Below are 23,731 nucleotides of genomic sequence, written 5' to 3'. Positions count from 1 at the left end.
CGTTCTGCTTTTCCAGAATCAGGCGCTCCATTCTGCTACTCAAACTTTACTTTCGTCTTCGACTTCCCGACCTGTAGATTGGTGCTGTTGCCGAACGGTACCGGCAGCTGCACCTGAATGGGCACGGGCTGGCCTTTGCGGGTGGCTGGCTGCCAGGGCGGCAGCAACCCCAACACGCGCAACGCTTCCGCATCACATTCGGGGCTGAGGCCGGTCGTAATCCTGGGGTTAGTCACGCGGCCGTCGGCTTCAATGGTAAAGGAAGTCAACACGTTGCCCGCTACTTTGTTGACGCGGGCGGCCTCCGGATACTGTATCTGCTGCTGAAAAAAGGCGCTCAGGGCCGTGGCCCCGCCCGGAAACCGGGGCGGCACGTCGGGGCGGTTGGCCGCCGGATTGCGCTGGGCCCGCATGTGGCCGGGCTTCAGGACCACGGGCGCTTTGGTAGGAGCAGGCTGCTGGGCCCGGGCCGCGAATGCTACGCTCACGGCCACCAAAAGAAAGAACAGAGACTTCACGGGTGAGGGAAAACAGATTCGGGCGACGGCACTACGACCGCGCAAAGGTACGCACGGAAACCCGCGCCTCCCGCCATTGTCCTAACACCCGTTCTCAGGCAGGGTTCAATTCGAAGTCGCGCGGCCGGGAAACGGCCAGCAGCCCGGCAAACGTGAGCAGGCCATTCAGAATCAGAATCTCGAAGCCGAACTCGTAGCCCCACCACGCCTTGGAGTTCACGTTGATGAAGTAGGTGAGCAGCGGAGCCGCCACGCACACGTAGGGCACCAGCCGGTCGTGGACGCCGCGCTGGAGGAACAGCCCGAAGGCGTACAGGCCCAGCAGCGGCCCGTAAGTATAGCCGGCCGCCTTGAACACGGCCGTAATCACGCTCTGGTCATTGATAACTTTGAAGATCAGGACGATGACGATCAGGACCACGGAAAAGCCGAAGTGGGTGAGCTTGCGCAGCGTGGTCTGCCGCGCCTCGGGAAACCGGCTGATGAGCAGGAAATCGACGCAGAACGAAGTCGTCAGGGCCGTCAGGGCCGAGTCGGCGGAGGCGTAGGTGACGGCGATGATGCCCAGGATGAACACGATGCCGGCGAACAGGGTGAAGTGCCCGGTGGCCAGCAGCGGAAACACGTTGTCGCCCACGATTTTGCCCGTTGGCCCTACGGGTAGCGCAATGCCCTTGGCGGCGGCAAACTTGTAGAGCAGCACGCCCAGGGTGAGGAAGAAGATGTTGACGAACACCAGCACGATGGTAAACCAGAACATGTTTTTCTGGGCGTCGCCCAGGTTGCGGCAGCTCAGGTTTTTCTGCATCAGGTCCTGGTCGAGCCCGGTCATGACGATGGTAATGAAGGCGCCGGAGGCAAACTGCTTCCAGAAAAACTTGTCGTCCTTAAGGTCGGAGAAGTACACCTGCGACATTTCGGAGTTCTTCACCGTGGCCACCATTTCGCGGAAGCCCAGGTTGAGCTCGGACGAAATCAGGTAGATGCTCACGCCCACGCACAGCAGCATGGCCATGGTCTGGAAAGCATCGGTCCACAGAATGGTTTTGAGGCCGCCGCGGAAGGTGTAGAGGTAAATCAGCAGGATGCTGACCGTGACGGTGAGGGAAAACGGTACGCCCATGGCATCGAATACGGCCAGCTGCAGCACGCCCGCCACCAGAAACAGCCGGAACGAAGCCCCGATGGCCCGCGACAGCAGGAAGAAGAACGCGCCCGTCTTGTAGCTCCAGAATCCGAAGCGCTGCTCCAGGTAGGTGTAGATGGATACCAGCCGCAGCCGGTAGTAGAGCGGCATCAGCACGGTGCCGATAACGAGGTAGCCCACCACGTAGCCCGCCACCACGGCCATGTAGCTCCAGCTCTGCGAGGCCACCATGCCCGGCACCGAAATAAACGTGACGCCCGACAGCGAGGTGCCGATCATGGCGAAGGCCACCATGTACCAGGGGGCGTTGCGGTTAGCTACGAAGAAGCTTTCACTGGTCGCCTTGCGCGAGGTGAGCAGGGCAATGATAATCAGAATGGTAAAGTAGCCCGCAATCAGGCTCAGAATCAGGGTGGGGGACATGCTTGGTTTTTAGTTTTTGGTTTTTGGTTTTTGGCCAGCAACCGAGCAGACTATGCTTTATGGTCCAAAGCTACCACTTAGCCGATAACCAGCTGCCACCAGGAGTCCGTCGTTGGGTAACCAAAAACCAAAAACGAATAACCAAAAACCAACTTACTCCCACTCCGCCCAGGGCAGCACCTCCCCCACGGCGGGGGCGTGCAGCTCGCCGCGCAGCATACCGCCCGTCGCCACGTCCCGGAAGGTGCGCAGCGGCTCGGAGGCGGGCTCGTCGCTCAGGTCGAAGGTGCCGTGGTGCATGGGCACCACGTGGCCGGCGCGCAGCACGTTGGCGGCCTTGGCCGCTTCGTGGGGGTTGGTGTGGCTGTGCTGCATCATAAAGGCCGGCTTGTAGGCCCCGATGCCGATCAGGCAGATATCAATGGGGCCGAACTGCCGCTCAATCTCCTCGAAATGGCCGGCGTAGGACGAGTCGGCGGCGAAGTAGAGCAGCTTGTCCTGGGCCCGGATGAGGAAGCTGCCCCAGAGGGCTTTGTTCGTGTCGGCGAGGCCCCGGCGGTACCAGTGTGCAGCGGGCAGGTAGCAGATTTCCAGCGGCGCGCCGGGGCCCAGGTCGTACTGCTGCCACCAGCCGGCTTCCTGGACTGCCGGCGCCCTGGCCATCCCGCGCAGTACCGGGGCCATGCCCAGGCCGGTGAGTACGCGCAGTTGCGGGTTCTGGCGGGCCAGCAGCCCAAAGGAAGCCTCGTCGAGATGGTCGCGGTGGCCGTGGCTGAGCAGCAGGTAGTCGATGTTGGTGAGCTCCTCGGGGCGGCAGGGCAGGGGATGGCGGCGCCGCAGAAACCGTGAGTCGAACAGGATGGGGTCGAAAAGCAGGGTGACGCCGCCCGTCCGCAGCACGAAGGAAGCATGGCCCAGCCAGACCAGCCCGTCGGCTTTGCTCCGCAGAAACGCGGTGCAGTCTACCACCGCCGGCACCCAGGTATCGGCTTTTTTCTCGGCTTTCTGCGGGTTTTTGGTCAGAAATTTCCAGCGGAATACGTTGCTGAAATCGGGGTTATAGAGCGCGTCGCCGTTGGCAAACTGGCTGCCGAACCGCTTGTTGCCAGCATAGCCAGCCTTGACAGTACGGAGCCGTTCGTTGCGGGCGAAGGTGATGGAGGACATGGAGGCAATTGAGAATTAAAAATTGAGAATTAAAAATGGCGAAGCGGACCCCTGCCTGGTCTGATCCAGCGGCAACGGGATTGAAATTAGTCCTGCCATTCTCAATCTTAATTCCTAATACCCGAACGGGCCGATGGAAAACGGGGAGTAGCCCGGGGCCGCGCCGTTGGAAACTCGCACCCCGCCCGACAGCGTCATGTGTTCCGAAACCTTGAAATCAGCCCGCATATTCACGCCGGAGCCCTGGTTGCCGAAGCCTGCGTAGGGACTAACCGCCCCGCCAAAGCCGGCGGGGGTAAGGTCTTTCCAGGCCGAACCGACCAGCGCCACCCGGGGCGAGAGGGCGTAGGCCCCGCCCGCCTGCACCACGTAGCGGTTCAGGCCCGTAGTGCCCAGCGTACGGCCGGCCTCCGGCGTGAGCATTCCAATGCCCGGTACGATGTGCATGTACGTGAGCCCCGCAAACACCGAAAACCGGCGCGTAAGCTGGTACGAGGCCAGCGGCGTGAGGTAGGAAGCCGACCCAAACCGGCCCGCCGTAACGAAGCCCGCACTCAGGCTATACGACACGCGCGGCGCGGCAAGGCCCGGCCCCGGAGCCGCGCCCACTGGTGGCGCAGTAGTGGGCAGCGCGGTGGTTTGGGCCGAAGCGGCGGCACTCAGCAAACCCAGCAGGAAAGTCAGACCAATCGTAGCTCGTAGCATAACCAGAAGGAAAAAAGGAGGCGGGCGTTTCGTCTGCCAAGATACGCAACCCGGAAGCAAGCCGCCCGGTGCCGATGAAGAAAGAAATCAGGCGGCTCCGGGGGGCACGCTGGTGCGCAGGCCGCGCCGCGCCTGCCACGCCACCGCCGCCAGGCACAGCGCGAACCACAGAAACGGCAGCCGCAGATCCAGCACCGAGAGGCCGCCGAAAACCAGCGTAGTGGCGAAGCTGGCCAGGCCCTGCAACGCCTGGTTCAGCCCGAAGATTTCGCCCCGGTCCTCGTCGGTGGTGCGCTGGGCCAGCAGGCCTTCCAGCAGGCCCTGAATCAGCGACAGCGTGAGGCAGTCGAGCACCGTGAGGATGACCAGCCGCACCACGGAGGTACCCACGAAGCCGTAGCCGGCCAGCACCGGGGCGCCCACCAGGGCCAGCCAGAAGATAGCCTGCTGCTGGTTGATCCGGTCGGCGAAGTAGGTGTAGAACACGTAGTTGATGCCGATGCTGAGCGAGCCGAAAAACATGAAGTAGTAGGCCAGCTGGCGGGCGTCGAGGTGCAGGGGGCCGAGGCTGGCGAAGGCCACGAAGTAGAAGTAGTAGCCCGTGCTCAGGGTGAGGGCCACCTGCATCAGCACGATGGTGCGCAGCCCCCGGCGGGGCGTGTCTTTGGCCGCCAGGCGCGTCCAGAGCGTGAATACGTTGAGGGCCCGGCTCAGCTCAGCCCGCAGCTCGGCTCCGCGTACGCCGTTGCGCTGCTCGTGCGTTTCGCGCAGCAGCAGGCTCAGCACCACGTTCACCGCCGCCAGCACCACGACCATACCCACAATATACTGCGCCTGCCGGCCCGGCGGCACGGCCAGCACCGTGAGCAGCACGCCCGCCGCCATGGGGCCCAGCACGAATCCCAGGGAAATGATGGCCCCCTCGATGCCGAGGTTTTTAAACAGCTGCTCCCTGGGCGAAATATCGGTGATGGCCGAGCGGACCGTGGCGTACATGCCGTTGGTGAGGCCGTCGCTGAGGCGGTTGGCAAACAGGTAAGCGGCCCGTACCGGCAGCAGCAGGATGTTGGCCAGCAGTGTGCCCACTGCCGCCACAATCAGGATGGGCCGCCGCCCGTAGCCGTCGGAGAGCCGGCCCAGCACCGGGGCCGAAAACAGCTGCACACCCAGAAACAGCCCCGTTCCCACCGACAGCCACAGCTGCGGTTGGGGCAGCCCGCGCACGAACTCCGGCATGCTGGGCCCGATGGCGGCCCCCACGATAACGTCGAGCAGGATGATGGCGTAAATCAGCGGCAGGCGACGGTCCTTGGGCATAGAAGGCAAAGGTAAGCTACAGGGCCGACGGGCTCATCGGCAAAAGACAAGGACGTCAGCCACTGACGTCCTTGTCTTCCGGTTGGGGCTTTGGGTAAAACGACTTCGCCTTCCCGCTCAGCCACTCGGCCCGGAATTTCTTCATGGCCCTGGTCACGGGGCGCCTGGCGGTTTCGTAGGTCACTACTTCCAGCGTCGGGTCTTCGGCCAGCGTGACCGGAGCGGTGCGGATGCCGCCGCGGGTGCGGTATTCCACCGTCAGCACGTCGCCGGGCTTGTGGGCGGCCAGCAGCTCGGGCAGGGCTTTGGCACTGGTCAGGCGCTGGCCGTCTATTTTGCGCACCACGTCTTCCCGGTCGAGGCCGGCCTGGTAGAGCGGGCTGCCGACTAAGGTGCTGCCCACGGTGGCGGTGCTGTCGGCGGGGTTGAAGCTCAGGCGGGCGACGAGGCTGGCCTGGCCGGCTTTGGCGCGGCGCACCAGCAGGCCGGCCGGAGCCAGCAGCTGGTCGAACTTCGGCAGCTCGTGGCCCAGCAGGTGCTGGCGGAAGAAGCGGCCCGCGAAAGCGGTATCCTTGCTTACCTCACCCAGGATGCGCTGTAAATCGGTCAGGGTGTAGGGGTTGGCGGGCGCATAGGTGCGCTGGGTCTGGCCGTGCTGCTGCCAGACGGCGCGCATGTAGGCGTCGAGGGTAGTTTTGTGGTTTTGGCGCAGCTCCAGATCCAGGGCCAGGGCATTGGCCCCGCCGATGTAGTAGTAGGAGAGGTAGGTATTGCCGCGGTTGTTGGGGTCGATGGCGGCGGCGGCATCCACGAAGGGCGCCTGCTGGCTCATCTGCACCGGCGAAAAGCGGGCGGCCCCCGGCGAGTTCAGCATAGCACCCACCAGGCCATTGAGGGCTTCCTGGCAGTATTGCTCATCAGTATAGATGCCGGCCCGGCGCAGGAGCAGCTCGCCGTAGTACTGGGTGAAGCCCTCGGCAAACCAGAGCGAGTTGCTCATATTGGCCCGCTCAAAGTCGAACGGCTCCAGGTCGCGGGGGCGGATACGTTCCACGTTCCAGGAGTGGAAAAACTCGTGGGCCACGGTGCCCAGGTTATCCAGGGCACCCGCGCCGCGCAACGGGCGGTTGCTGGTGAGCGACGTGGAGTTGCGGTGTTCCATGCCGTCGCTGCTGGTCTGGGGCAGGTAGTTGGCCACGAAGGTGTAGCGTCCGAAATCGTACTCGGGCAGGCCCCCGAAGATGGCGGCGGCTTCCTGCACCACTTTCTTGCTCTGCTCCACGTAGGCATCCAGCTCGGCGGCGGTGCCCTCATGCAGCACGCTCATTTCGATGGTGCGACCCAGGGTCTGCCAGGTGCGCCGCTGCTGAGCCCCCAGGGAAGTGGGGCTGTCCATCAGGTATTGCAGGTGGGGAGCGTAGTAGGTGCCGTTGGCGTCGGGGCGCAGCTGGGTGGCTACCTGCCAGTCGGTGGGCAGCTCAAACTTCACTTCGGCCGGGCGCTGCTCCAGCCCGCGGGCGTAGGCCAGCGTGGCCGGCATGTTCAGGTGGGCATGGCGCTGGTCGATGCCGGCGTAGGTGCCGTCGGTCCGGTCGCCGAACAGGGTGTAGGTGAAGCGCACGGTGCCGTCGTGGCCACTCACGTCCCAGCCGTAGGAGTCGGGGCGGGTGACGGTCAGCGGCTGGCCTTTCGAGTCGGTGGCCTGCACGTCGTACACGTTCTTGGCAAACTCGTGCAGGGCGTAGCGCCCGGGCGAGCTGCGGGCCATCCGGACCTGGAGCGGTCCGGCGGCCGGCACCTCGGCAAACACGACGGTAATGCGGGCTTCGTGGTGGACGGCGTTCGGAAATGCCAGGGAGTATTGAACGGGGGCCTGGGCCAGGGCTGCCAGCGGCAGGGCCAGGGCGAGCAGGAAAGGAGCAGCGGATTTCCGCATAGGAATAGGAGAGGGCGAAAGTGAGGCTTAAAAATAGAGCCTTTCCCACCGTTCCTGCTGTTGGGGCAATTGTTTTTTGGCGTAGCGCCCGGGCGGCGGCGGCCCACCATCCGCCCGGCGTCGGGCAGCGCAGACCCCGCCCGGTTCCGCCGGGGCCGTCTTCCTGCGCCGGGAGTTTCAGGGCCCGGGCCTCAGGCTTCCCCAAACACCGTCGCCTCTACCAGACCCCGGTAGAAAAGCTGCTGCTGTCGGGGAAACAGGCCCATTCGCGCCAGCTCAGCGTGAATCGGGGGCAGCCGCCGGCCGCTGATACCGGTGGTCAGGCGGAAAAAGCGGTACATCGTCACCAGCAGTGCCTGCTGCCACCGGGTCTGGGGCGGGCGGAAATCGGCCAGCAGCCACGGTGCCCCGCGGCGGCGTACGGCCGTCAGCCGGTCCAACACGGCCCGCAGCCGCGCCAGGGCAAATAAGTCGAGAAAGAAAAACGTGATGATAACGTCAAACGACTCCTGCGGGCGTAGCGACGTTTCGGTGCCCAGCCGGAATTCCACCTGCGTAGCGTGCTTCGGAGCAAGGCGCAGCAGCGTTTCGCGCGATTTTACCAGCATCATCGGCGACGCTTCCACGTACAGCACCCGGGCGTTGGGCCGCCGGCTCAGCACTTCGGGCAGCACCCAGCCCGAACCTCCCCCAATGATAAGCACGTAGGGGTGGCCCAGGGGCAGCGCTTCCAGGGTCGCCTGTTGGGCGAGCTGCAGCTCCTGCCCGAATATGAAGTGGGAAAGCGGGTCGTAAAATGCCGCTACCCGGTCGAAACCAGCTTCAGACATAACTCAACGCGTTAGAGATGCAGCAAAAACATTTCCTTCCGGTAGCTCAGCCAGAGCCGTTGAAGGTAAGCGGGTCGTTGGAAAGCACCGGGTAGGAGGAGTGTTGCCACCCATTCCCGGGCCGGTTCGGAAGTAGTCTAACAACTCAGGGGCGTCCGGCATAATTCATTGTTAGGAGATAAATACCGTTAACATGACCACTCATCTGCGGCGGCTTTTAGCCGGCTTTCTGCTGTTTGCCGCCGAATTTGCGTTTACCCTGACCGTGGGGCTGGTGGGCGTGGTCGGCTTTCTGGCCCTGGGGCGGGCGGTGCTGGCCCAGTCGGCTACCCGCTTCGACGAGCAGGCTTTCCGCTGGGCTCACCAGCTGCTGGGGGCCGCCGCCAGCGGCTGGGTGCAGGGCGTCACGTTTCTGGCCTCGCGCAACTGCATTACGGGGCTGGCCCTGGCCCTGATCGGCTACTTTCTGGTGCTGCGCCGCCACCGCTGGTACACGCTGCTGGTGCCGGTGGTGGCCCTGGGCAGCATCACGCTGAATCTGCTGCTGAAAAGCACCTTCAACCGGGCCCGGCCGCTGCTGCCGCTGGTGTCGGCTTCGGGGCTGAGCTTCCCCAGTGGCCACGCCATGATCAGTGCCTCGTTCTACGGCCTGCTCATCTATCTGGTCCAGACCCATTTGCGCCGCCATCAAACCCTGCGCTGGCTGCTGACCATTGGGCTGGTGGGGCTGATTCTGCTCATTGGCCTGACGCGGGTATATTTGCGCGTGCACTACGCTTCCGACGTGCTGGCGGGCTTCGCGGCGGGACTGGTGTGGCTGGTGGTAGCCATTCCGGTGCTGCAGCGAATAGAGCAAGCGGTGAAAAACCGAACCAAAGACAATTCGCAATTAACTGAAAAACAGCCTGAACAGGGCCAGGAATAGTTTTTTCTGGGTTTTTTCGGCGCAACGTTACCGAAAAGTGAATGCTGCCCGTATCTTTGCATCATCAAAACGCCCCGCTAACTGAGCGGATCGCGGTTTGAACCAGAGTTGCGCTTGTGGCGAAATTGGTAGACGCGCTGTCTTCAGGCGGCAGTTCCGCAAGGTGTGGGAGTTCGAGTCTCCCCGAGCGCACCATCAGAGCCGGTCCATTTGGACCGGCTTTTTTGTTTTCCGGAAGTACCGTTCCACTTTGCCGGAATGACCGGAGGCTGGGCCAACGAAGTTGCGGGAGCTGAGTTTTTCAGGTTACAAGCCGTCGTATGAAACCGTTCCTCTCCCGCCTGCTGAGTCGTTTGAGCTTTCTGACGGTTGAAGTAGCCGTAATTCTGCTGTTGTTCGGCGCGTCTTTCGCCGCTTTCTTCTACCTGATCCGGGTGGTGTTCGGGGTGCATTCCGTAGCCCTGGATACCTGGGCCTTTCAGCTTCTGGATGCCCGGCGTCAGGCGGCCCCGGGCCTGACTGATTGGGCGTACGTCGTCACGTTCTTCGCTTCCGCGCCCTTTCTGGTCGGTATTACCATCGTGCTGCCCGCCGGCCTGGTCTGGCTCCAGCGCCGCCGGGAGGCGCTCGAAATATTCCTGGCGGTAGTGGGGGCGTCGCTGCTCAACCAGGGGCTGAAGACCCACTTTCACCGCATGCGGCCCGATACGGCGCTGGTGCAGCAGCTGGGCCTGAGCTTTCCCAGCGGCCACGCCATGATCGGGATGGCGCTCTACGGGTGTCTGGCCTGGCTGCTCTGGCGCCACGGCCGCCACCCGGTTTGGGCGGTGCTGCTGCTGCTGTGGGCCGTCCTCATCGGCCTGACGCGGGTGTACCTGCACGTACACTACGCCACCGACGTGCTGGCCGGTTTCGCCGCCGGGCTGGGCTGGCTGATTCTGCTGCGCACCGCCCTGCGGCTTTGGTGGCGGGAAGCTCAGGTAGTGGCCGGTCAGGAAAAGCGGCAGGCCCGCTAAGCCTGCTGCCCGCGTATGCTGAGCCGTGCTGCGCGCCCGGAAGCGGCCCTACTGGCGTCCTGTGGTGTCGGTCAGCGTCAGCAGAAAGGCTTTCAGATCGGCCATATCCGTCTTAGTCAGCCCCAGCTTATCGGGCGGCAGAGTCTGATTGTCCACGTCCAGCCCCAGGCCCAGCCCGCCGCCCTGGTTGTAGAAATCGAGCACTTCTTCCAGCGTCCGGTACTGGCCGTTGTGCATGTAGGGCGCGGTGAGAGCCACGTTGCGCAGGGTCGGGGTTTTGAAGGCGTGGCGCAGTGGGTCCAGCTTCGTCAGGGCGTAGCGGCCCGGGTCGGGGTCGAGGCGGCGGGAGCCGGGCCGCGTGGGTACGCCCAGCACCTCGGCCTCCGAGTCCTGAAAGGTGGGGGGCACGGTGCCGTTGGTGAGCGGCAGGAAATGGCAGGTGGCGCAGCGGGCCCGGCCGGCGTAGAGGTTGAAGCCCCGGATAGCGGCCGGGCTGAGCTGCGCGCCAGCCTCGGCGCGCACGTAGCGGTCGAAAGGAGAATTGAGCCGGAGCAGGCTGCGCTCATACGCGGCCAGCGCGTTCTGAATGCGCACCGGGCTCACCAGCGGCCCCGGGGCGGACCCGGCTTCGGGAAATGCCCGCCGAAACTGCGCTACGTACCGGGCCTGCGCGGCCAGCTGCCCCGCCGCCGCGTCGAGCGAGCCGTGCATCTCGTCGAGGTTGCCGATAACGTCGCCGGCCTGGTTTTCGAGGCTGGGCGAGCGTAAATCGTAGAACTGGCCGGCCTGCAGGCCGGCGTTGAGGATGGTGGGCGTGTTGCGCCGCAGCCTGCCGCCGCTGAGCGTCGCGCTCAGGGCCTGCCCGTCGGTGAAGGCCCGCCCGGGCTGGTGGCAGGAAGCGCAGGAGCGGCCGCCGCCGCCGCTCAGCACCGGGTCGCGGAAAAGCTGCCGGCCCAGGGCCACCTTGGCCGGGTTGGTAAACCACTGCCGGTTGCCGGTGTAAAAGTCGGGGTTGAAGCCATCGGCATCGAAGAGCGTGGCCGCCTCGGGCCGGAAAGCGCGCAGCTCGCCGGCAAACGGGCTGATGCCCAGCTGCCGCTGCAGGGCCAGCAGGGCGCGCCCGAGCGGATTGGTGTGGCGGCGCACGAAAGCCAGCCGGTCGAAGGAGGCGAAACCGGCGGGTGGCCCCAGCGCGGCCCGGGCGGTTTGTAGCCGCGTGAGCAGATGGGCAGCCGGGCCGGTATTGTCCCGGGCGTAGAGACGCAACGGGGCCTGCAGGGCCGCCAGGGCCGCCGCGGCTTCGGGGAACGTGGCGGCGGGACTCAGGGGCGTGTCGAACCCGGTGATGCCCAGCGCCACCACCCGGAATACCTGCTGGCGCAAAGCATCGAAGACGTGGGCCTCGGTGAATTCCTGCTCCTGCCACAGTAGCTGCAGGGTGCGCACCTGCCGGCGCAGCCGTACGGCCTGGCGCACCAGCTCGCGGCGGCCGGTCATATCCCGAGTTCCGGACGCCGGCCCGGGGTAGAGCAGGGGCTCCAGCACCTGCAAACCCGCCGCCTCAAACATCTTGGTTTCCTCAACCTCCACTTCCGGCACCGGGGCTCCATTTACCAGCCGGCTCGTGGCGGGCAGGAAGTATTCGGCAAACGGCTCGACCCGCTTGTAGGCCAGTCGGCAGCGCCGAAACGCCCGCCGCAGCGAATCCAAGGGCAGGGGCCGGGCGTCGGGCCGCTGGCAGAGCGGCAGCAGCTCGCCGTCGATGAGGGCCAGCAGGTGGGTTAGGCCGCGGGCTACGTCCTGCTTCACCCGCGCCGGCCGCGAGCCGGCCTGCTCAGTGGTCTGGCCCGTGAGCGCCGGAGGGGAGGGAGCCGGTTTAGCGGTTGGCGAGCCACAGCTGATCAACAGCACCAGGCTCAGGATCAGAGAATTACTTTGACGAAGGTTCATGAGCGAAGCAGAAGTGCCGCTGGGGCCGTGCCGTTTTCGGGTCGGGACCCGCCCCCGGAACGGTCCGAACACAAAACCACCTCCTGCCCGGCAGAAGGTGGTTTGGCAACGTGAATAGAATAAAGGATAGACAATAGGCTATTTAGCGACGCCGCGCACGATGACGACCTGACCGCCTTCACTGTTGGTGTTGGCCGCGGCTCCCGAGCCGTCGGCATTCCTGAACCTGGCGTCCTGCCAGGTGTGAGGGTGAATGTTGACCAGGAACGTGTTGGGCGTGTTTACCAAGTCGCTGATGTCGTACATGGCGCCGTATTCCCAGGAGCTCAGCTTGGGGAAATTGGTGGGGTTGTACTTGGCGTTGAACGTGGCGTCGCCGCGGCGGTGGTCCATTTCGAGCATGGGCCTGGCCCGCTGGCCCGGAGTGTTGATGCCCCACTGCCAGATGCGGCCGTCGTGGTCGGTAGCCAGGTAGAACGAGTCGCCGTCCTCCTGGATGTACACGTAGTTGTCGGTCACGCAGATGTTGTCCGGGTTCACCAGGTATTTGCCCGGGTCCACGCCGCCGTCCACCACTACTTCCAGCTTAGCCGGGCCCACGGGGTTAGCCGCGTTGAGGTTGAGCTTGTAGACGCGGCCCCACATCGTTTTGCCCGCCACGGGCGTCACCTTATCGGCCTGGCTGACGCCCGTAGCGGTAAAGTAAATCTCGCGGTTGTTGGCCGCGCTGCCCTTGCGGTAGTCCAGGTCTTCTACCCGGGCCAGCTGCAGCGCGCTGTTGGAAGTAGAAAAGGCGGCAATCTGAGCCCCGGTCATGGTTTTGGCCCCCGTCACTTCCACCCACTGCACGTCGTAGCTGGTGCCCGTGGTCATGTTGGTTTCCACCGGGTCGTCGTTGGTGCGCTTCAGCATGTAGAGCTTGCCATTGTCGAGGTCGCCGGGGGCGTCGCTCACGTAGAGCAGTACCTGCCCGTTGGTGTCGTCTTCGCCGATAACGATGACGGTTTTGCCCGGGTAAGCCTGCTTGTGCAGGGGCACGGCGTTTTCCATGCTGGCTTTGCCCAGGGCGGGCTTGCGGCGGCTGGTATTCGCCTTATCGGCGGCGCCGAGTGGGTCGATGGCGTGTACCATGCTCTCCGCGCCGCTTTCACCGGCCGTCAGGAAGGTGGCAATGGGGAAGCCGTGCTCTTCGGGGGTGGCCAGCGTGGCCGAGCACAGGCGGGTGGTGCCGCCGTTGTAGTCCACGAGGTACTCGCCCTTCACGGGCTTGAAATTCTTATCGAGGTACACCCGCGACACGGACTGCGAAATCTCGTGGTTGTTGATGAGCACGAAGCCCGCGCCGGCGGGGTTGCGCAGCAGGGCGGCGCCATCGGGCTGGGGCCCGAACACGAAACCGGGCGACTCGGCCAGCTTGTCGTCGGAGGAGATGAGCGGCAGCACTTGCAGGCTCTCGAAGCCCGGCATGGTCTTCACCAGCGAAGGCGTCACGGACTGGGCTTTCAGCTCAAACGCCTCGTCCGGGGTGGAGTCATTGTCGTTGTCGCTGCAGGCGGCCAGGGCCGGGAGCAGGCCCAGGGTAGTCAGAGCGAAAAGCAGGCGGGTAGCGGTCTTCATAGCGGGCACCGAAAGGGAGAACAAAGGGGTGAAATGGTGCCCCAAAGATCCTGTGCCGCTATTACCTTAATGTCAAGCCCCGGTTACCAAACTTTAACGTTATTAAGGAAAAGCATAACCAAACCTGACCGGGGGAGGTCAGGATTAATTAAGAATTAAGAATGGGCTGTTCAACTACTCCTGACGAGCGGGTTGAACGGCCCATTCTTAATTCTCAATTCTTAATTAATCTTAACCTTCACCCGCAGGGCCAGCAGGCCTTTGGCGCCCTGCAGCTCTTCCAGCTCCAGCTCTTCCACCTCGGGCTCGAGCAGCTCGCGGTCCTGGAGGTAGTCGATGTATTCCATGTACTCGGCCGCTTCCCGCACCTGGGCGTACACCAGGGCAATGTAGCCGGGCTGGGTGAGCCGCTCGCCGGTGCCCAGCACCGTGGCCTTGTCGATGCGCTTCTTGATGATTTCGTAGCGGATGTTGTAGGCCCCGTCCACGTCGAACTGGCGCTCGTCCTGGCGGAAGCGGATGCTCAGCGGCTGGCCATGAATCAGGATGAGCTGGGTGGTTTCGAGGGGCACGGCCAGCCGGCTTTGCAGCGCGGCGGTGCGGCGGGCTATTTCCACCGTCACCAGCAGCTGCCACAGCCGCAGGTTCTTGAGAAACACCAGGTCGAACGGCTTATTTTCCACCAGCGAGGCGCCCACGTAGATGTTGTGCTCCACGCCGTCGGTTTTGAAGCGCTGGAAGTAGTGCGGGAACATCTGCTGGGCCTTTTCCTCCTCCTCGTCGAGGTAGTCGCTCACCGTGTCGTTGAGCAGCATCACGCTTTCCTCGAAGGCCTTGCGCCGCTTGTACACAATGCCCAGCTCAGGGTCGATGTTGGACCAGTACCGGGCAATAACCGGCCGCAGATCCGGGGTGTTGTTGCCCAGATACTCAAACAACGGCTCCACCTCGGTGCGCAGCGACTCGAAGATGCTCACTTCGTCGCCGGTTAGAATACCCTGGCGCAGGCGCTTGAGGTTTTTGTTGACGTAGAACTTCAGCTCGTCCAGAATGGGCAGCTCCTGGAACTCCGACGCCTTCTTCAGCACCTTGTTAGCCAGGGTAAGATGCTCAATCAGGTCGCCCTGAATAGCTTCGTTGCGGGCCATGCTGCTGCCGCGAATGTCGCTGGCACCGTGCAGCGGGTACACCTCGTGGAAGACGATGGCCTCCATCTCGGCGTTCTTGTTGCCGTCCTCCACCTTATCCAGCAGGTTGCGGGCCGCATCCGTAAAGCGCCACTCCATGGTGGGATGAATGGCGGTGAACTTCTCCTTGATGATGGCCTGAATGCGGGTCTGGATTTCCTCGGAGTTGCGCTTGACGGCCACCGCGAACAGGGGCACGAAGTCATTCACCTTCACAATGCTGAACTCGTCCAGGTCGCCTACGTTGGGCGAGCCCAGCTCCAGCAGGCCCACCGTGTCGTCGCCGTAGGGCAGCAGGGCCAGAATGGTGCTGCGGATGCCCAGGCTCAGAATCTGCTGGCGCAGGTCCTCGGGCAGGTCGGCCTTTTCCACGTCGCTGATGACCAGCGGCTGGCGGTCCTGGAGCAGCTGGTTGTAGATGCGGCGGAAGCCGGAGCCGGCGTCCTGGTTGTTGAGCTGCTTGGTGAGGAAGCTGTGGTTGATTTTGCGGCCAAAGTCGACGAAGGCTTTTTTCTTCTCGTCGTAGGCCGCAATACCGAGCTGCAGGAATGGCCGCCCGAAGAGCACGCGCAGCTTTTCCTGAATCTGCTCCAGGCGGTCGGAAGCCTGCAGCACGTCGCGCTCCAGCAGATCATACTTCAGCTCCGAGAGGATTTCCTGCTCCGTCACGTCCACGAGGTGGAGAATATTGAAGCCTTCGAGCTCAAACTGCCCGGGCGGCAGCAGCTCCCGCCACAGGTCGGTGCGGTGCAGGTTGTGGCTCAGGTGCTCGATTTGCTCGGCCGTCAGGCTGGGCTTTTCGCCCACCACCCGGACATCCACGAAGGCTGAGTTATAGCCCACGCCATAGTGCCGGTAAGAGCCGATGTTATAATCCGGAATGGTGAAGATGATGGTATCCTGCAGGGGGAGGTGCACGCCGTAGATCTTGCCCAGAATCAGCTGGTACACCATGCGCGTCATGTACACGTCCATGGTGTAGGCGTCGAAATTCAGCGGCTGCTTCACGGCTTTGGTGCTGGTCAGCAGCACTTCGGCAAAGCGGGGCGTCTGGTAAAAGCTCAGCCGCTGAAACGGGGCTACGGCCCCGCTGATGTCGAAGGAGAACGAGGCCGGCGGAAACACCGCCATCATGAGCGTTTCCACCAGGTCGCCGCTACAGTCGAGCACGCGCACGTCGGCAATGGGGCCCCGGCTCCAGGGCGCATCGGCTACCTGCTCGCCAATGGAGCGGGCCAGGGAAGCCAGCCCGGGGTTGGGGTCGTTTTCCCGCGACTGCCAGTAGGCAATAATCGGCTCGAGGCTGAGGGTGGTCTTAAACGGAAAATCCACCGAGATGGGGCGGGTAGCGGGTTCTTTTAACATAGATGCAGATACAACAAGGGCACTGGCTAATCAGGTGGGACAACCAGGCGCGCTGCCGGTCGCTATACGAAGCATTGCCGCCCTTGGCTGTTGTTTTCCATCCGGGAAGCTACCGGCTGATGACCACATCATTCTGCCCCGGCACGGTCTGATCGTAGAGGCGGTTGCGGAAGTGCACTATTTTCTTCGTGTTGCGGTAGCAGGTGCAGCAGCCGTCGGCTCGGAAGTTGCCCGCCAGCTGGATCTGGTCGATGGAATACTGCGTACCCTGCCCCGCCAGCCGAATCACGTAGCGGTACTCGCTGAGCTTGCGGGTGCCATTGGGGGGAAAAGGGCGGTTGCGGTTAATCACAAGGGGTAGTCCCGGAGTGGACCGGGGCCGGACCAGCAGCACCGAATCGGTTTTGAGCTGCTGGGTGGTGTTGAGCGGCACGCGGCGGAGGTAGATGGAGTCCAGCGCGGCCGAGGTGAAGCCGGTGCCGCCCTGCGCCGAATCCAGGTCGAAGCGCAAGGTAACGGCGTCGGCGCTACCGTCCTGACAGTCGCAGGATACGCTGCCGCAACAGGCGGCCAGGGTGGCGGCAACGCCCGCCAGCAGCAGCCAGGTAAGGAAAGTGCGAATCATAGGAGCGTAAAGATAGGCGCCGGCGTATGGGGAAACCGCGGGCTTAGCCCAAAACAAAAAGCCGGCCCCTGCCGGACTGGCTTCGGACGAAGAAACGGCGGGGTTTAGTGCTTAGACCTGTTCCCAAATACTCAAACATCCAAAAAAACAGAACGTCATGCTTCATCTGGCGTCCGCAAAGTCGAAGCATGACGCCTCCTTTTTAGTATTTGGGAACAACTCTCTTCACGAACCGTTTGGTTTCCACCCCCGGGCGAGTCGTGATTTTGTAGAAGTAGGCCCCGCTGGATAAGTCGCCGACGCTGGCGGAACTGGGGTACATGCCTTTTTCCTGCTGCTCGTTCTGCACCACGGTCCGCCCGCTGGTGCCGCGCCCATCCAGGATTTCTATCGTTAAGTAGGCCCCGCTTAGCTCACCTCGTACCGGAGCTGGTTCGTGGTGACGGCCGGATTAGGGTATACCGGGCTGCCCGAAGCTAGCGGGGCTGGACCCGGCACCTGCGGCTCCGGCAGCAGAAAGCGGGTAGGCCGGCTGAAGCGGCCCAGGCCTCCCTGATGCCGCCGGGCCAGGCGGCTGCGCTGCTCCGGAGTGGTGTTCCGGGCGATGATGGCCTGAATATCGGCCGTCCATTGCTCTTTCCGGGGCTGGAGTGCCTGAGCCCGACTCGTAATCCGGACCTCGTACTTCTGCGCCATCCGGGCTGCGCTGAGCATAATGCCGCGGCTTTCCGGGCGCAGCTGCTGCATCTGCTGGCGCTGGGCCTCGGCGAGGGGCGGGCGGGTACCAGCCGGCTGGCCGGCGGATGGCAGGCTCCGGCGGAAGGCCTGGCCGCGCTGGCGCACGTCGCGCAGCTGGGCGCGGTAGGTAGCCAGCTGGGTTTTGCCGGCGGGCGAAAGCCGGGTTTCCAGCAGCTGGCACTGCTGCCGCACTGCGGGCAGCACGTTGGCCTGGTACTACGCCCGGATTTCCTGGTGCCGCGGCTGGGCGGCCGGGGTCTGATTTTGGGCGGCGATGGTGGTAAAGCGGACCAGCAGCGCCAGCAACACCAGGGCCAGGGTTTTGAGCAGCGTTGTTATCATAGCCGGAAGCCGAAGGATCAGGAAGCAGAGGCGCTTGTTGCGGTGACCAGCTGCGCGACCGGCTCCGACGTTTACTTATCGGCCAAATAAAAAACGACGCTGGATAACTCCAGAGTCGTTTTGCTCTACAAGCGGACCGGAATGCCAGCTACCGGAACGGGTCCCTGGCGTCCACGATTTTCACCTCCTCAACGTGAGCGTGCCGGCCGCTACTGCTCCAGCGAAGCGGCCATGGGTCCGGCCGTCAGCAGCTGGTCGCGCAGGCGGCTCGCGTCGTGTTCCAGCTGGGGGCGGATCTGACTCAACGCTTCCTTCAGGGCGGCCACGTCGGCCATACGGGGGGCGCTGGTCTGGTCGTAGCCGTGGTACATGGCCACCCGCACCCGCGACGCGCCCGTGCCCTGGTAAGTACCGATAACTTCTCCCTTGGCGTTCAGGATCTGCACCTCGGCTTCGAGCTGCCCGCAGTAATACTCCATGGGGAGCCCCAGCAGCGTGGGCAGCAGCAGGGTGGCCAGCTGGATTATCTGGAAACCCTTGCCCGTCCGCTTCAGGTTGGCGCTGGTAATAGTAAGCTTGGCGTAGCCAAACTGGGCACTGTCGGCTATAGCGGTAATGTTCTGCTGCAGCTCCCGCTGGAATACCAGCCGCGCGTCTTCCGGCAAGGCTCCTTCACTATGAGCCCAGGGGCCAATATCCGTCGAAACCTCCAGGGGCGGCAAGCGGGACGAAATAGGCGTACCGGAAAGCCGGAAAATAGCTTTTTCGGCCGATTTGCAGCTGGTAGCAGCCAGGGCCAGAAGAACATACAGGAGCAACGGCAGGGCTTTCATAAGAAAGTCGAAAGAAGTCAGCACATAGAGGAAGTAGTTAAAAGTATGAAAATAATCATTAAAAATATCATATATCTTTTAAGTTGTATATGATCTTTGCCAGATGATAAGGCTGGTTGAAGATCAGGCGGATTCGGGCACCGGCCACAACGAAGAAGAGACGCCCTCGGGCGTCTCTTCAGGCATCATTCAGCTTATCAGCGCGGAGTCTACCGAGCCGGCTAATGGCTGTGCTGAGCCACCGTACTATCGCTTTCGGCCAGATCCGTAAGGGACGGAGCTACATAATTGTCCACGAACTCGCCTTCCCAACGGGCAATAACGGCCGTCGCCAGGCAGTTGCCGGTTACGTTCACGGCCGTGCGGGCCATATCCATAATGGCGTCGATACCCAGAATGATGAACACCGGCCACGCGGGCAGGTTGAAGGAAGCCACCGTGGCCAGCAAAATTACCAGCGAGGCCCGGGGCACCCCGGCTACGCCTTTGCTGGTCAGCATCAGGGTAAATACCATCACCAGCTGCTGGCCAAACGAGAGGTCGATGCCGGCCGCCTGAGCGACGAACACGGCGGCCAGGGAAAGGTAGAGCGTGGTGCCATCGAGGTTGAACGAGTAGCCGGTTGGCATCACGAAGGCCACGATCCGGCGCGGTACGCCCAGGCCTTCCATAGCCTCCATGGCCCGGGGCAGCGCCGCCTCGGAGCTGGTAGTGGCGAAGGCGATACTGACGGGCTCCGCGATAGCCTGCACGAAGCGCTTCACCGGAATGCGCGCAATCAGGGCAATGGGCAGCAGCACCAGCAGGATGAAGGCAATCAGGGCCGCGTAGAGCGTCAGCAGCAGGTAAAAAGCGTTTTGCAGGGGCGCGAAGCCCATCTTGCCCACCGTGTAGGCCATGGCTCCCCCCACCCCGATAGGGGCGAAGAACATTACTACGTTGGTGAACTTGAACATCACTTCCGACAGGCTTTCGGCAAATTCCAGCATCGGGCGGCGGTGCCGGCCGTGAACCATGGCCAGGCCGATGGCGAAGATGATAGCGAAAACTACGACCTGCAAGACCTGGCCCTCGGCCACCGATTTGGCAATGTTTTCGGGGAAGATGTGCAGAATGATGTCGGCAGTCGTCTGCTTCACGGGCTCCAGCTTTTCCGCCTCCATGCCGACCTGGCTCACGCCCACGCCGGCTTTGCTCAGGTTGATGGCCGCCAGCCCGATAAACAGGGCGAAGGTGGTCACGACTTCAAAGTACACCAGCGCCTTCAGGCCCATTTTGCCTACCTGCTTCAGATCGGCGTGGCCCGCGATGCCCACTACGAGCGTGGCAAAGACCAGCGGCGCGATAATGGTTTTGACCAGCCGCAGGAACACGTCACTGAGCACTTTCATATTCTGCGCCATCGCGGGAAAGTCATGGCCGAATTCGGCCCCGACGAACATGCTGACGACAATCCAGAACGTGAGCGAGCGGCGCTGGGAGGCATACACGGCTAATGCCACCAGGAAAAGCCAACGGGCGGTCATCGGCAAAGCGGCTGGCAGCGCCACCACATCATAGCCGGCTAAAACCGTCAGCACCAGGGCCGTCAGCAGCAAAATCAGGAGAAGCGAAACGAGGCGGGAAATCTTCATGCAGGGAAAATCAGAACAGAAAAGCCGGGGAAAGTCAGCAAAGATAGGTTTTTGGGTTTCGTGGCCGGGCGCTCTTTTTTCGCCGCCGGTTTTCCGTACTTCGTCCGGCCCGGCGGCGGGGGGGTAATCCTGTCGTTTCCCTCTTATCAGCCCCGTTCCTCTCATCCCAAAGCCGACCTGAAGTGAGCCTTATCTGGAATCTGCGGCCGCGGGAGCTGCCGCTGCGCTACACCTGGAAAATAGCCCGCAATGCCTCGGCCAGCAAAACCAACCTGCTGGCCAGCGTGGCGGCAGCGGCCAGCCCGGCTATCCGGGGCTGGGGCGAAGCCGCGCCGAACGTGCGCTACGGCGAAACACCGGCTAATCTGCAGGCCGGGTTTGAGCAGCTGCTGGCGGCGGGACTACAAGCGGTAAAATCACTGGCTGAGCTGGAAGAGCTGCTGGCCGCGTGTTCGCCGGCCCCTGCCCTGCGGTTCGCGCTGGAATCAGCCTACATTCACTGGCAAGCCCGGCGTACGGGCCAGACGGTAGGGCAGTTGCTGGGCGTGCCGGCCGGTGCCGCGGCAGTGCCCACGGCTTTTTCCCTGCCGATTATGGAGCCGGGAGCCGTGGCCGGATTCGTGCGGGACCAGCATATGGCCCGGTTCAGTCTGCTCAAGATCAAGGTGAACCAGGAAAGCGGCTACGACCTGCTGCAGGCCCTGACGCGGGAGCTGCCCGGCCGCCCGCTCATTATCGACGGTAACGAAGCCTGGCCCGACGCTGACCGGCTGCTGGGTTTTCTGGAGCGGGTGAAAAGCCTGCCCGGCCTGGCCGTGCGCCTGCTCGAGCAGCCCCTGCCCGCGGCCTGCGCCGCCGACTACCGCTACCTGCGCCCCCGCTCACCTTACCCCCTTTTTGCCGATGAATCGGTAACCGACGCCGCGGACTTCGGGGATATTGCGGCGCAGTTTCACGGCGTGAATGTAAAGCTGATGAAGGCCGGCGGCTACCGCAATGGTATCCGGCTGCTGCGGCAAACCCGGGCGCACGGGCTGCAAACCATGCTCGGCTGCATGGTCGAAACTTCGTTGGGCATCTGGTCGGCGCTGCAGGTCAGCGCCCTGGCCGACGTGTGCGACCTGGATGGGTTTCTCATCGTGCGCGACGAGCCGTTCGGACTGGTCCGGGAAAACGGCGGCCGGCTGAGTGCGCAGGCCGCGATACCGCAGCTGGCTGAACCCGGTCCGCCGCCCTGCTGAGCCGGCGGAAGAACCTCGCCCGGTTAGCCCGGTAACCCGCTTATGAAATCAAAATGCCCTTTACCATCGCGTGGTAAAGGGCGTTTTGGGCTGATAAAGGCTGGTACGCCAGCCCGTGAAGGTCCTGTGCCGGCTCAGGCGGCCAGCGGCGGGGCTTACTTCACCTGCCGTAGCTGCTCCTCCAGCGCCTTAATCTGCTGGTCGAGTTGGCTGGTATCGGTGGGGCGCTGGGCAGTACTGCTCAGCAGCGTGATTTTGTCGTTGAGTAGCTGGATTTTCTGGGCCATCAGCGTAATGCGGCTGTTCAGGCTGGTCAGGCGCGTTTCCATATCCGTGGTGCTGGTCGACGAGTTGCGGTCCACGTACGTTTCGTACTGCGCCGTGGCGGGCACCGACTTGTCGCCCCGGGCGGCGGCGGCGCTACCGGCCGTGGCAAACACTATTTCGCCTTTCATGGTTACGTAGTCTCCTTCCTTGAGCGTGGTCTTCTTGCCCCCGGGCAGCTCCACAATACCGCTTTTGTAGTTCACCTTGGTGCCATCGGCCAGCGCTACGTTCTTGTAAAGGGGCTTGGTGGTTGAGCCTTGCCGCAGCACCACCTCGCCATCGCGCATCAGAAAATGGTCGGTGTTGCCGGCCTCAATAGCTCCGATGGGTTTGGGCGCGGTTTTAGATTGGGCGGCCACGCTGAGTGGGGCCGCCAGGCTGAGGCATACCGAAGCGGAAAGCAGCAAACAATTCATAGCAAGAGGATGAGTTTGGAGTTGAGTCTACGTAGGGGGCCGGAAATAGGGTTCGGGTTGCGGCACGAGCAGAAACTTTAGAAAAATCCGGGAATGATGTCGCGACATTAAATGTATGTACATATATTTGCGGCGTATGCTAAGATTCCCGAAGGCAAGTCATGAGAATAGAAGACGAAATCAAGCAGCCTGCTTTCAAGGATCCCTACCAGAAGGCCCACATCAACGTGATGTTTACGGCGGGCTGGCTGGGGCAGCGGCAGGCGGCCACCTTCCGGAGCTACGGCATCACGCCGCCTCAGTTCAACATCCTGCGCATCCTGCGGGGGCAGCATCCCAAGCCAGCTACCGTCAACCTGCTCATCGAGCGCATGCTGGATAAGACCAGCAATGCCTCGCGCATCGTGGACAAGCTGGAAGTAAAGCAGCTGGTGACGCGCACCACCTGCCCCAGCAACCGCCGGGCCGTGGACATCCGCATCACCGAAGCCGGGATGACGTTGTTGCAGCAGATGGACGATGCCGCCGCTTTGCAAATCATGGGCCTGCAGAATCTCACCCCGGAAGAAGCTACGCAGTTGAGTGCCTTGCTCGATAAAATCCGCGACTGACGGTTTCAGTCCATTCCTTTGTTTTCCATTCACTTTCCTTTCGTCATGAAAAAATTCGCTCTTTCCGCCTTATTGGTTGCTTCCGTGCTGGCTGCTCCGGCCGTAGCCAAGGACCCGACGGCTCCTAAAGCCGCTACTACCGCCAAAGCCCCGGCTTCCTACAAGGTGCAGCCTCAGCTCAGCACCCTGGGGTGGGTAGGTAAAAAAGTAACGGGTCAGCACAACGGCACCATTCAGTTCAAGAGTGGCGACGTGGAAGTACAGGGCAGCCAGATCACGGGCGGTACTTTCCTGGTCGATATGACCTCGCTGAAAGTAGTCGACATCACCGATGCCGATACCAATGGCAAGCTGATGGGTCACCTGCGCTCAGACGACTTCTTCAGCATTGAGAAGAACCCTACCGCGACGTTCAAAATCACCAGGATCACGCCGATCAAAGGGGCCGCCGCCGCCGCCAACAATGCTACGGTAGCCGGTGAGCTGACCATTAAGGGCATCACCAAGCCGGTTTCGTTCCCTGCTAAAGTCGGGGTGAAAAACGGCGTTGCGGCCGCTTCGGGCACGGCTACCATCGACCGGACCCTGTTCGATATCCGCTACGGCTCGAAGTCGTTCTTCGAAAGCATCGGCGACAAGGCCATCGACAACGACTTCACGCTGAGCTTCAACGTAATTGCCAAGAAGTAAGTAGTGCCTGGTGCTTGGTGCTTGGTGCTTGGTGCCTGGTGCTTGGTTTTTGGTTTTTAGGCAAAAAGTGAAAGTCCTGCCGGAACTGTCCGACAGGGCTTTCACTTTTTAGACCTGTTCCCGAATAAGGAGGAATGAAAAAAAACGGTCATGCTGAGCTTGTCGAAGCAT

22 protein-coding genes and 1 tRNA gene are annotated in these 23,731 nt (G+C 62.7%); 6 read left to right on the top strand and 17 right to left on the bottom strand.

Annotated features, from left to right (window positions below; genetic code table 11):
• Window positions 1-35: 35 nt before the first annotated feature.
• The 7 genes from ABD833_RS17210 to ABD833_RS17180 form a co-directional block, all read right to left on the bottom strand.
• Window positions 36-518, bottom strand: a complete 483-nt coding sequence (locus ABD833_RS17210; RefSeq protein ID WP_345074674.1) for an energy transducer TonB — start codon at window positions 516-518, stop codon at window positions 36-38.
• 94 nt (window positions 519-612) lie between these two features.
• Complete coding sequence (locus ABD833_RS17205) at window positions 613-2,088, bottom strand: sodium:solute symporter (RefSeq protein WP_345074673.1); 1,476 nt, start codon at window positions 2,086-2,088, stop codon at window positions 613-615.
• A 153-nt stretch (window positions 2,089-2,241) separates the two neighbouring features.
• A complete protein-coding gene (locus ABD833_RS17200; RefSeq protein WP_345074671.1) occupies window positions 2,242-3,255 on the bottom strand; it encodes an MBL fold metallo-hydrolase in 1,014 nt (337 codons plus the stop codon).
• A gap of 114 nt (window positions 3,256-3,369) precedes the next feature.
• The gene (locus ABD833_RS17195; protein ID WP_345074669.1) at window positions 3,370-3,960 is read right to left on the bottom strand and encodes a hypothetical protein; all 591 of its coding nucleotides are present in this window, start codon (window positions 3,958-3,960) and stop codon (window positions 3,370-3,372) included.
• Window positions 3,961-4,047: 87 nt separating this feature from the next.
• A complete protein-coding gene (locus tag ABD833_RS17190) occupies window positions 4,048-5,277 on the bottom strand; it encodes an MFS transporter (protein WP_345074668.1) in 1,230 nt (409 codons plus the stop codon).
• A 55-nt stretch (window positions 5,278-5,332) separates the two neighbouring features.
• On the bottom strand, window positions 5,333-7,213 hold the full coding sequence (locus ABD833_RS17185) for a M61 family metallopeptidase (protein WP_345074667.1): 1,881 nt from the start codon (window positions 7,211-7,213) through the stop codon (window positions 5,333-5,335).
• A gap of 191 nt (window positions 7,214-7,404) precedes the next feature.
• Window positions 7,405-8,043, bottom strand: a complete 639-nt coding sequence (locus ABD833_RS17180; protein ID WP_345074665.1) for a class I SAM-dependent methyltransferase — start codon at window positions 8,041-8,043, stop codon at window positions 7,405-7,407.
• Window positions 8,044-8,236: 193 nt separating this feature from the next.
• Between ABD833_RS17180 and ABD833_RS17175 the strand changes: the two genes are divergently transcribed.
• The 3 genes from ABD833_RS17175 to ABD833_RS17165 all read left to right on the top strand — a co-directional run bounded on the left by ABD833_RS17175 (window position 8,237) and on the right by ABD833_RS17165 (window position 9,984).
• Window positions 8,237-8,968 carry a phosphatase PAP2 family protein gene (locus ABD833_RS17175; protein WP_345074663.1) on the top strand — a complete coding sequence of 244 codons (732 nt, stop codon included), beginning with the start codon at window positions 8,237-8,239 and terminating at the stop codon, window positions 8,966-8,968.
• 110 nt (window positions 8,969-9,078) lie between these two features.
• Window positions 9,079-9,163, top strand: a tRNA-Leu gene (locus tag ABD833_RS17170).
• 125 nt (window positions 9,164-9,288) lie between these two features.
• On the top strand, window positions 9,289-9,984 hold the full coding sequence (locus tag ABD833_RS17165) for a phosphatase PAP2 family protein (protein ID WP_345074661.1): 696 nt from the start codon (window positions 9,289-9,291) through the stop codon (window positions 9,982-9,984).
• 48 nt (window positions 9,985-10,032) lie between these two features.
• On the opposite strand, the gene ABD833_RS17160 is transcribed toward ABD833_RS17165, so the two are convergent.
• From ABD833_RS17160 to ABD833_RS17125, 9 genes are all read right to left on the bottom strand, one after another.
• Window positions 10,033-11,934 (bottom strand): cytochrome-c peroxidase, encoded by a 1,902-nt coding sequence (locus ABD833_RS17160; RefSeq protein WP_345074659.1) that lies wholly within the window; start codon window positions 11,932-11,934, stop codon window positions 10,033-10,035.
• 138 nt (window positions 11,935-12,072) lie between these two features.
• A complete protein-coding gene (locus ABD833_RS17155; protein ID WP_345074657.1) occupies window positions 12,073-13,551 on the bottom strand; it encodes an alkaline phosphatase PhoX in 1,479 nt (492 codons plus the stop codon).
• A 221-nt stretch (window positions 13,552-13,772) separates the two neighbouring features.
• Entirely contained in the window at window positions 13,773-16,103 is a 2,331-nt protein-coding gene (locus ABD833_RS17150) for a GAF domain-containing protein (RefSeq protein ID WP_345074655.1), read from the bottom strand.
• Window positions 16,104-16,212: 109 nt separating this feature from the next.
• Window positions 16,213-16,728, bottom strand: coding sequence for a hypothetical protein (locus ABD833_RS17145; RefSeq protein ID WP_345074654.1), 516 nt, complete (start codon window positions 16,726-16,728; stop codon window positions 16,213-16,215).
• A gap of 202 nt (window positions 16,729-16,930) precedes the next feature.
• Entirely contained in the window at window positions 16,931-17,110 is a 180-nt protein-coding gene (locus ABD833_RS19410; RefSeq protein ID WP_425553711.1) for a T9SS type A sorting domain-containing protein, read from the bottom strand.
• Window positions 17,111-17,136: 26 nt separating this feature from the next.
• Entirely contained in the window at window positions 17,137-17,670 is a 534-nt protein-coding gene (locus tag ABD833_RS17140) for a hypothetical protein (protein ID WP_345074653.1), read from the bottom strand.
• A 12-nt stretch (window positions 17,671-17,682) separates the two neighbouring features.
• Window positions 17,683-17,808, bottom strand: a complete 126-nt coding sequence (locus ABD833_RS17135) for a hypothetical protein (RefSeq protein WP_345074651.1) — start codon at window positions 17,806-17,808, stop codon at window positions 17,683-17,685.
• Between the two features lie 209 nt (window positions 17,809-18,017).
• Window positions 18,018-18,665: a hypothetical protein gene (locus tag ABD833_RS17130; protein WP_345074650.1), complete on the bottom strand. Its 648-nt coding sequence runs from the start codon at window positions 18,663-18,665 to the stop codon at window positions 18,018-18,020.
• Between the two features lie 197 nt (window positions 18,666-18,862).
• Entirely contained in the window at window positions 18,863-20,275 is a 1,413-nt protein-coding gene (locus ABD833_RS17125; protein WP_345074648.1) for a dicarboxylate/amino acid:cation symporter, read from the bottom strand.
• A gap of 182 nt (window positions 20,276-20,457) precedes the next feature.
• On the opposite strand from ABD833_RS17125, the gene ABD833_RS17120 reads away from it, so the two are divergent.
• Window positions 20,458-21,516, top strand: a complete 1,059-nt coding sequence (locus tag ABD833_RS17120) for an enolase C-terminal domain-like protein (RefSeq protein ID WP_345074647.1) — start codon at window positions 20,458-20,460, stop codon at window positions 21,514-21,516.
• 155 nt (window positions 21,517-21,671) lie between these two features.
• Here the strand turns inward: ABD833_RS17120 and ABD833_RS17115 are convergent, their stop codons facing one another.
• A complete protein-coding gene (locus ABD833_RS17115) occupies window positions 21,672-22,259 on the bottom strand; it encodes a DUF6799 domain-containing protein (RefSeq protein ID WP_345074646.1) in 588 nt (195 codons plus the stop codon).
• A 161-nt stretch (window positions 22,260-22,420) separates the two neighbouring features.
• On the opposite strand from ABD833_RS17115, the gene ABD833_RS17110 reads away from it, so the two are divergent.
• Window positions 22,421-22,870, top strand: coding sequence for a MarR family winged helix-turn-helix transcriptional regulator (locus tag ABD833_RS17110; protein WP_345074645.1), 450 nt, complete (start codon window positions 22,421-22,423; stop codon window positions 22,868-22,870).
• Between the two features lie 45 nt (window positions 22,871-22,915).
• Window positions 22,916-23,560 (top strand): YceI family protein, encoded by a 645-nt coding sequence (locus tag ABD833_RS17105; RefSeq protein WP_345074643.1) that lies wholly within the window; start codon window positions 22,916-22,918, stop codon window positions 23,558-23,560.
• Window positions 23,561-23,731: the final 171 nt, after the last annotated feature.

The organism is Hymenobacter fastidiosus, from assembly GCF_039539565.1.
GTDB classification, from domain to species: domain Bacteria; phylum Bacteroidota; class Bacteroidia; order Cytophagales; family Hymenobacteraceae; genus Hymenobacter; species Hymenobacter fastidiosus.
Note: the sequence above shows the minus strand (reverse complement) of the source record. Positions and strands in the feature narration are given on the sequence as shown.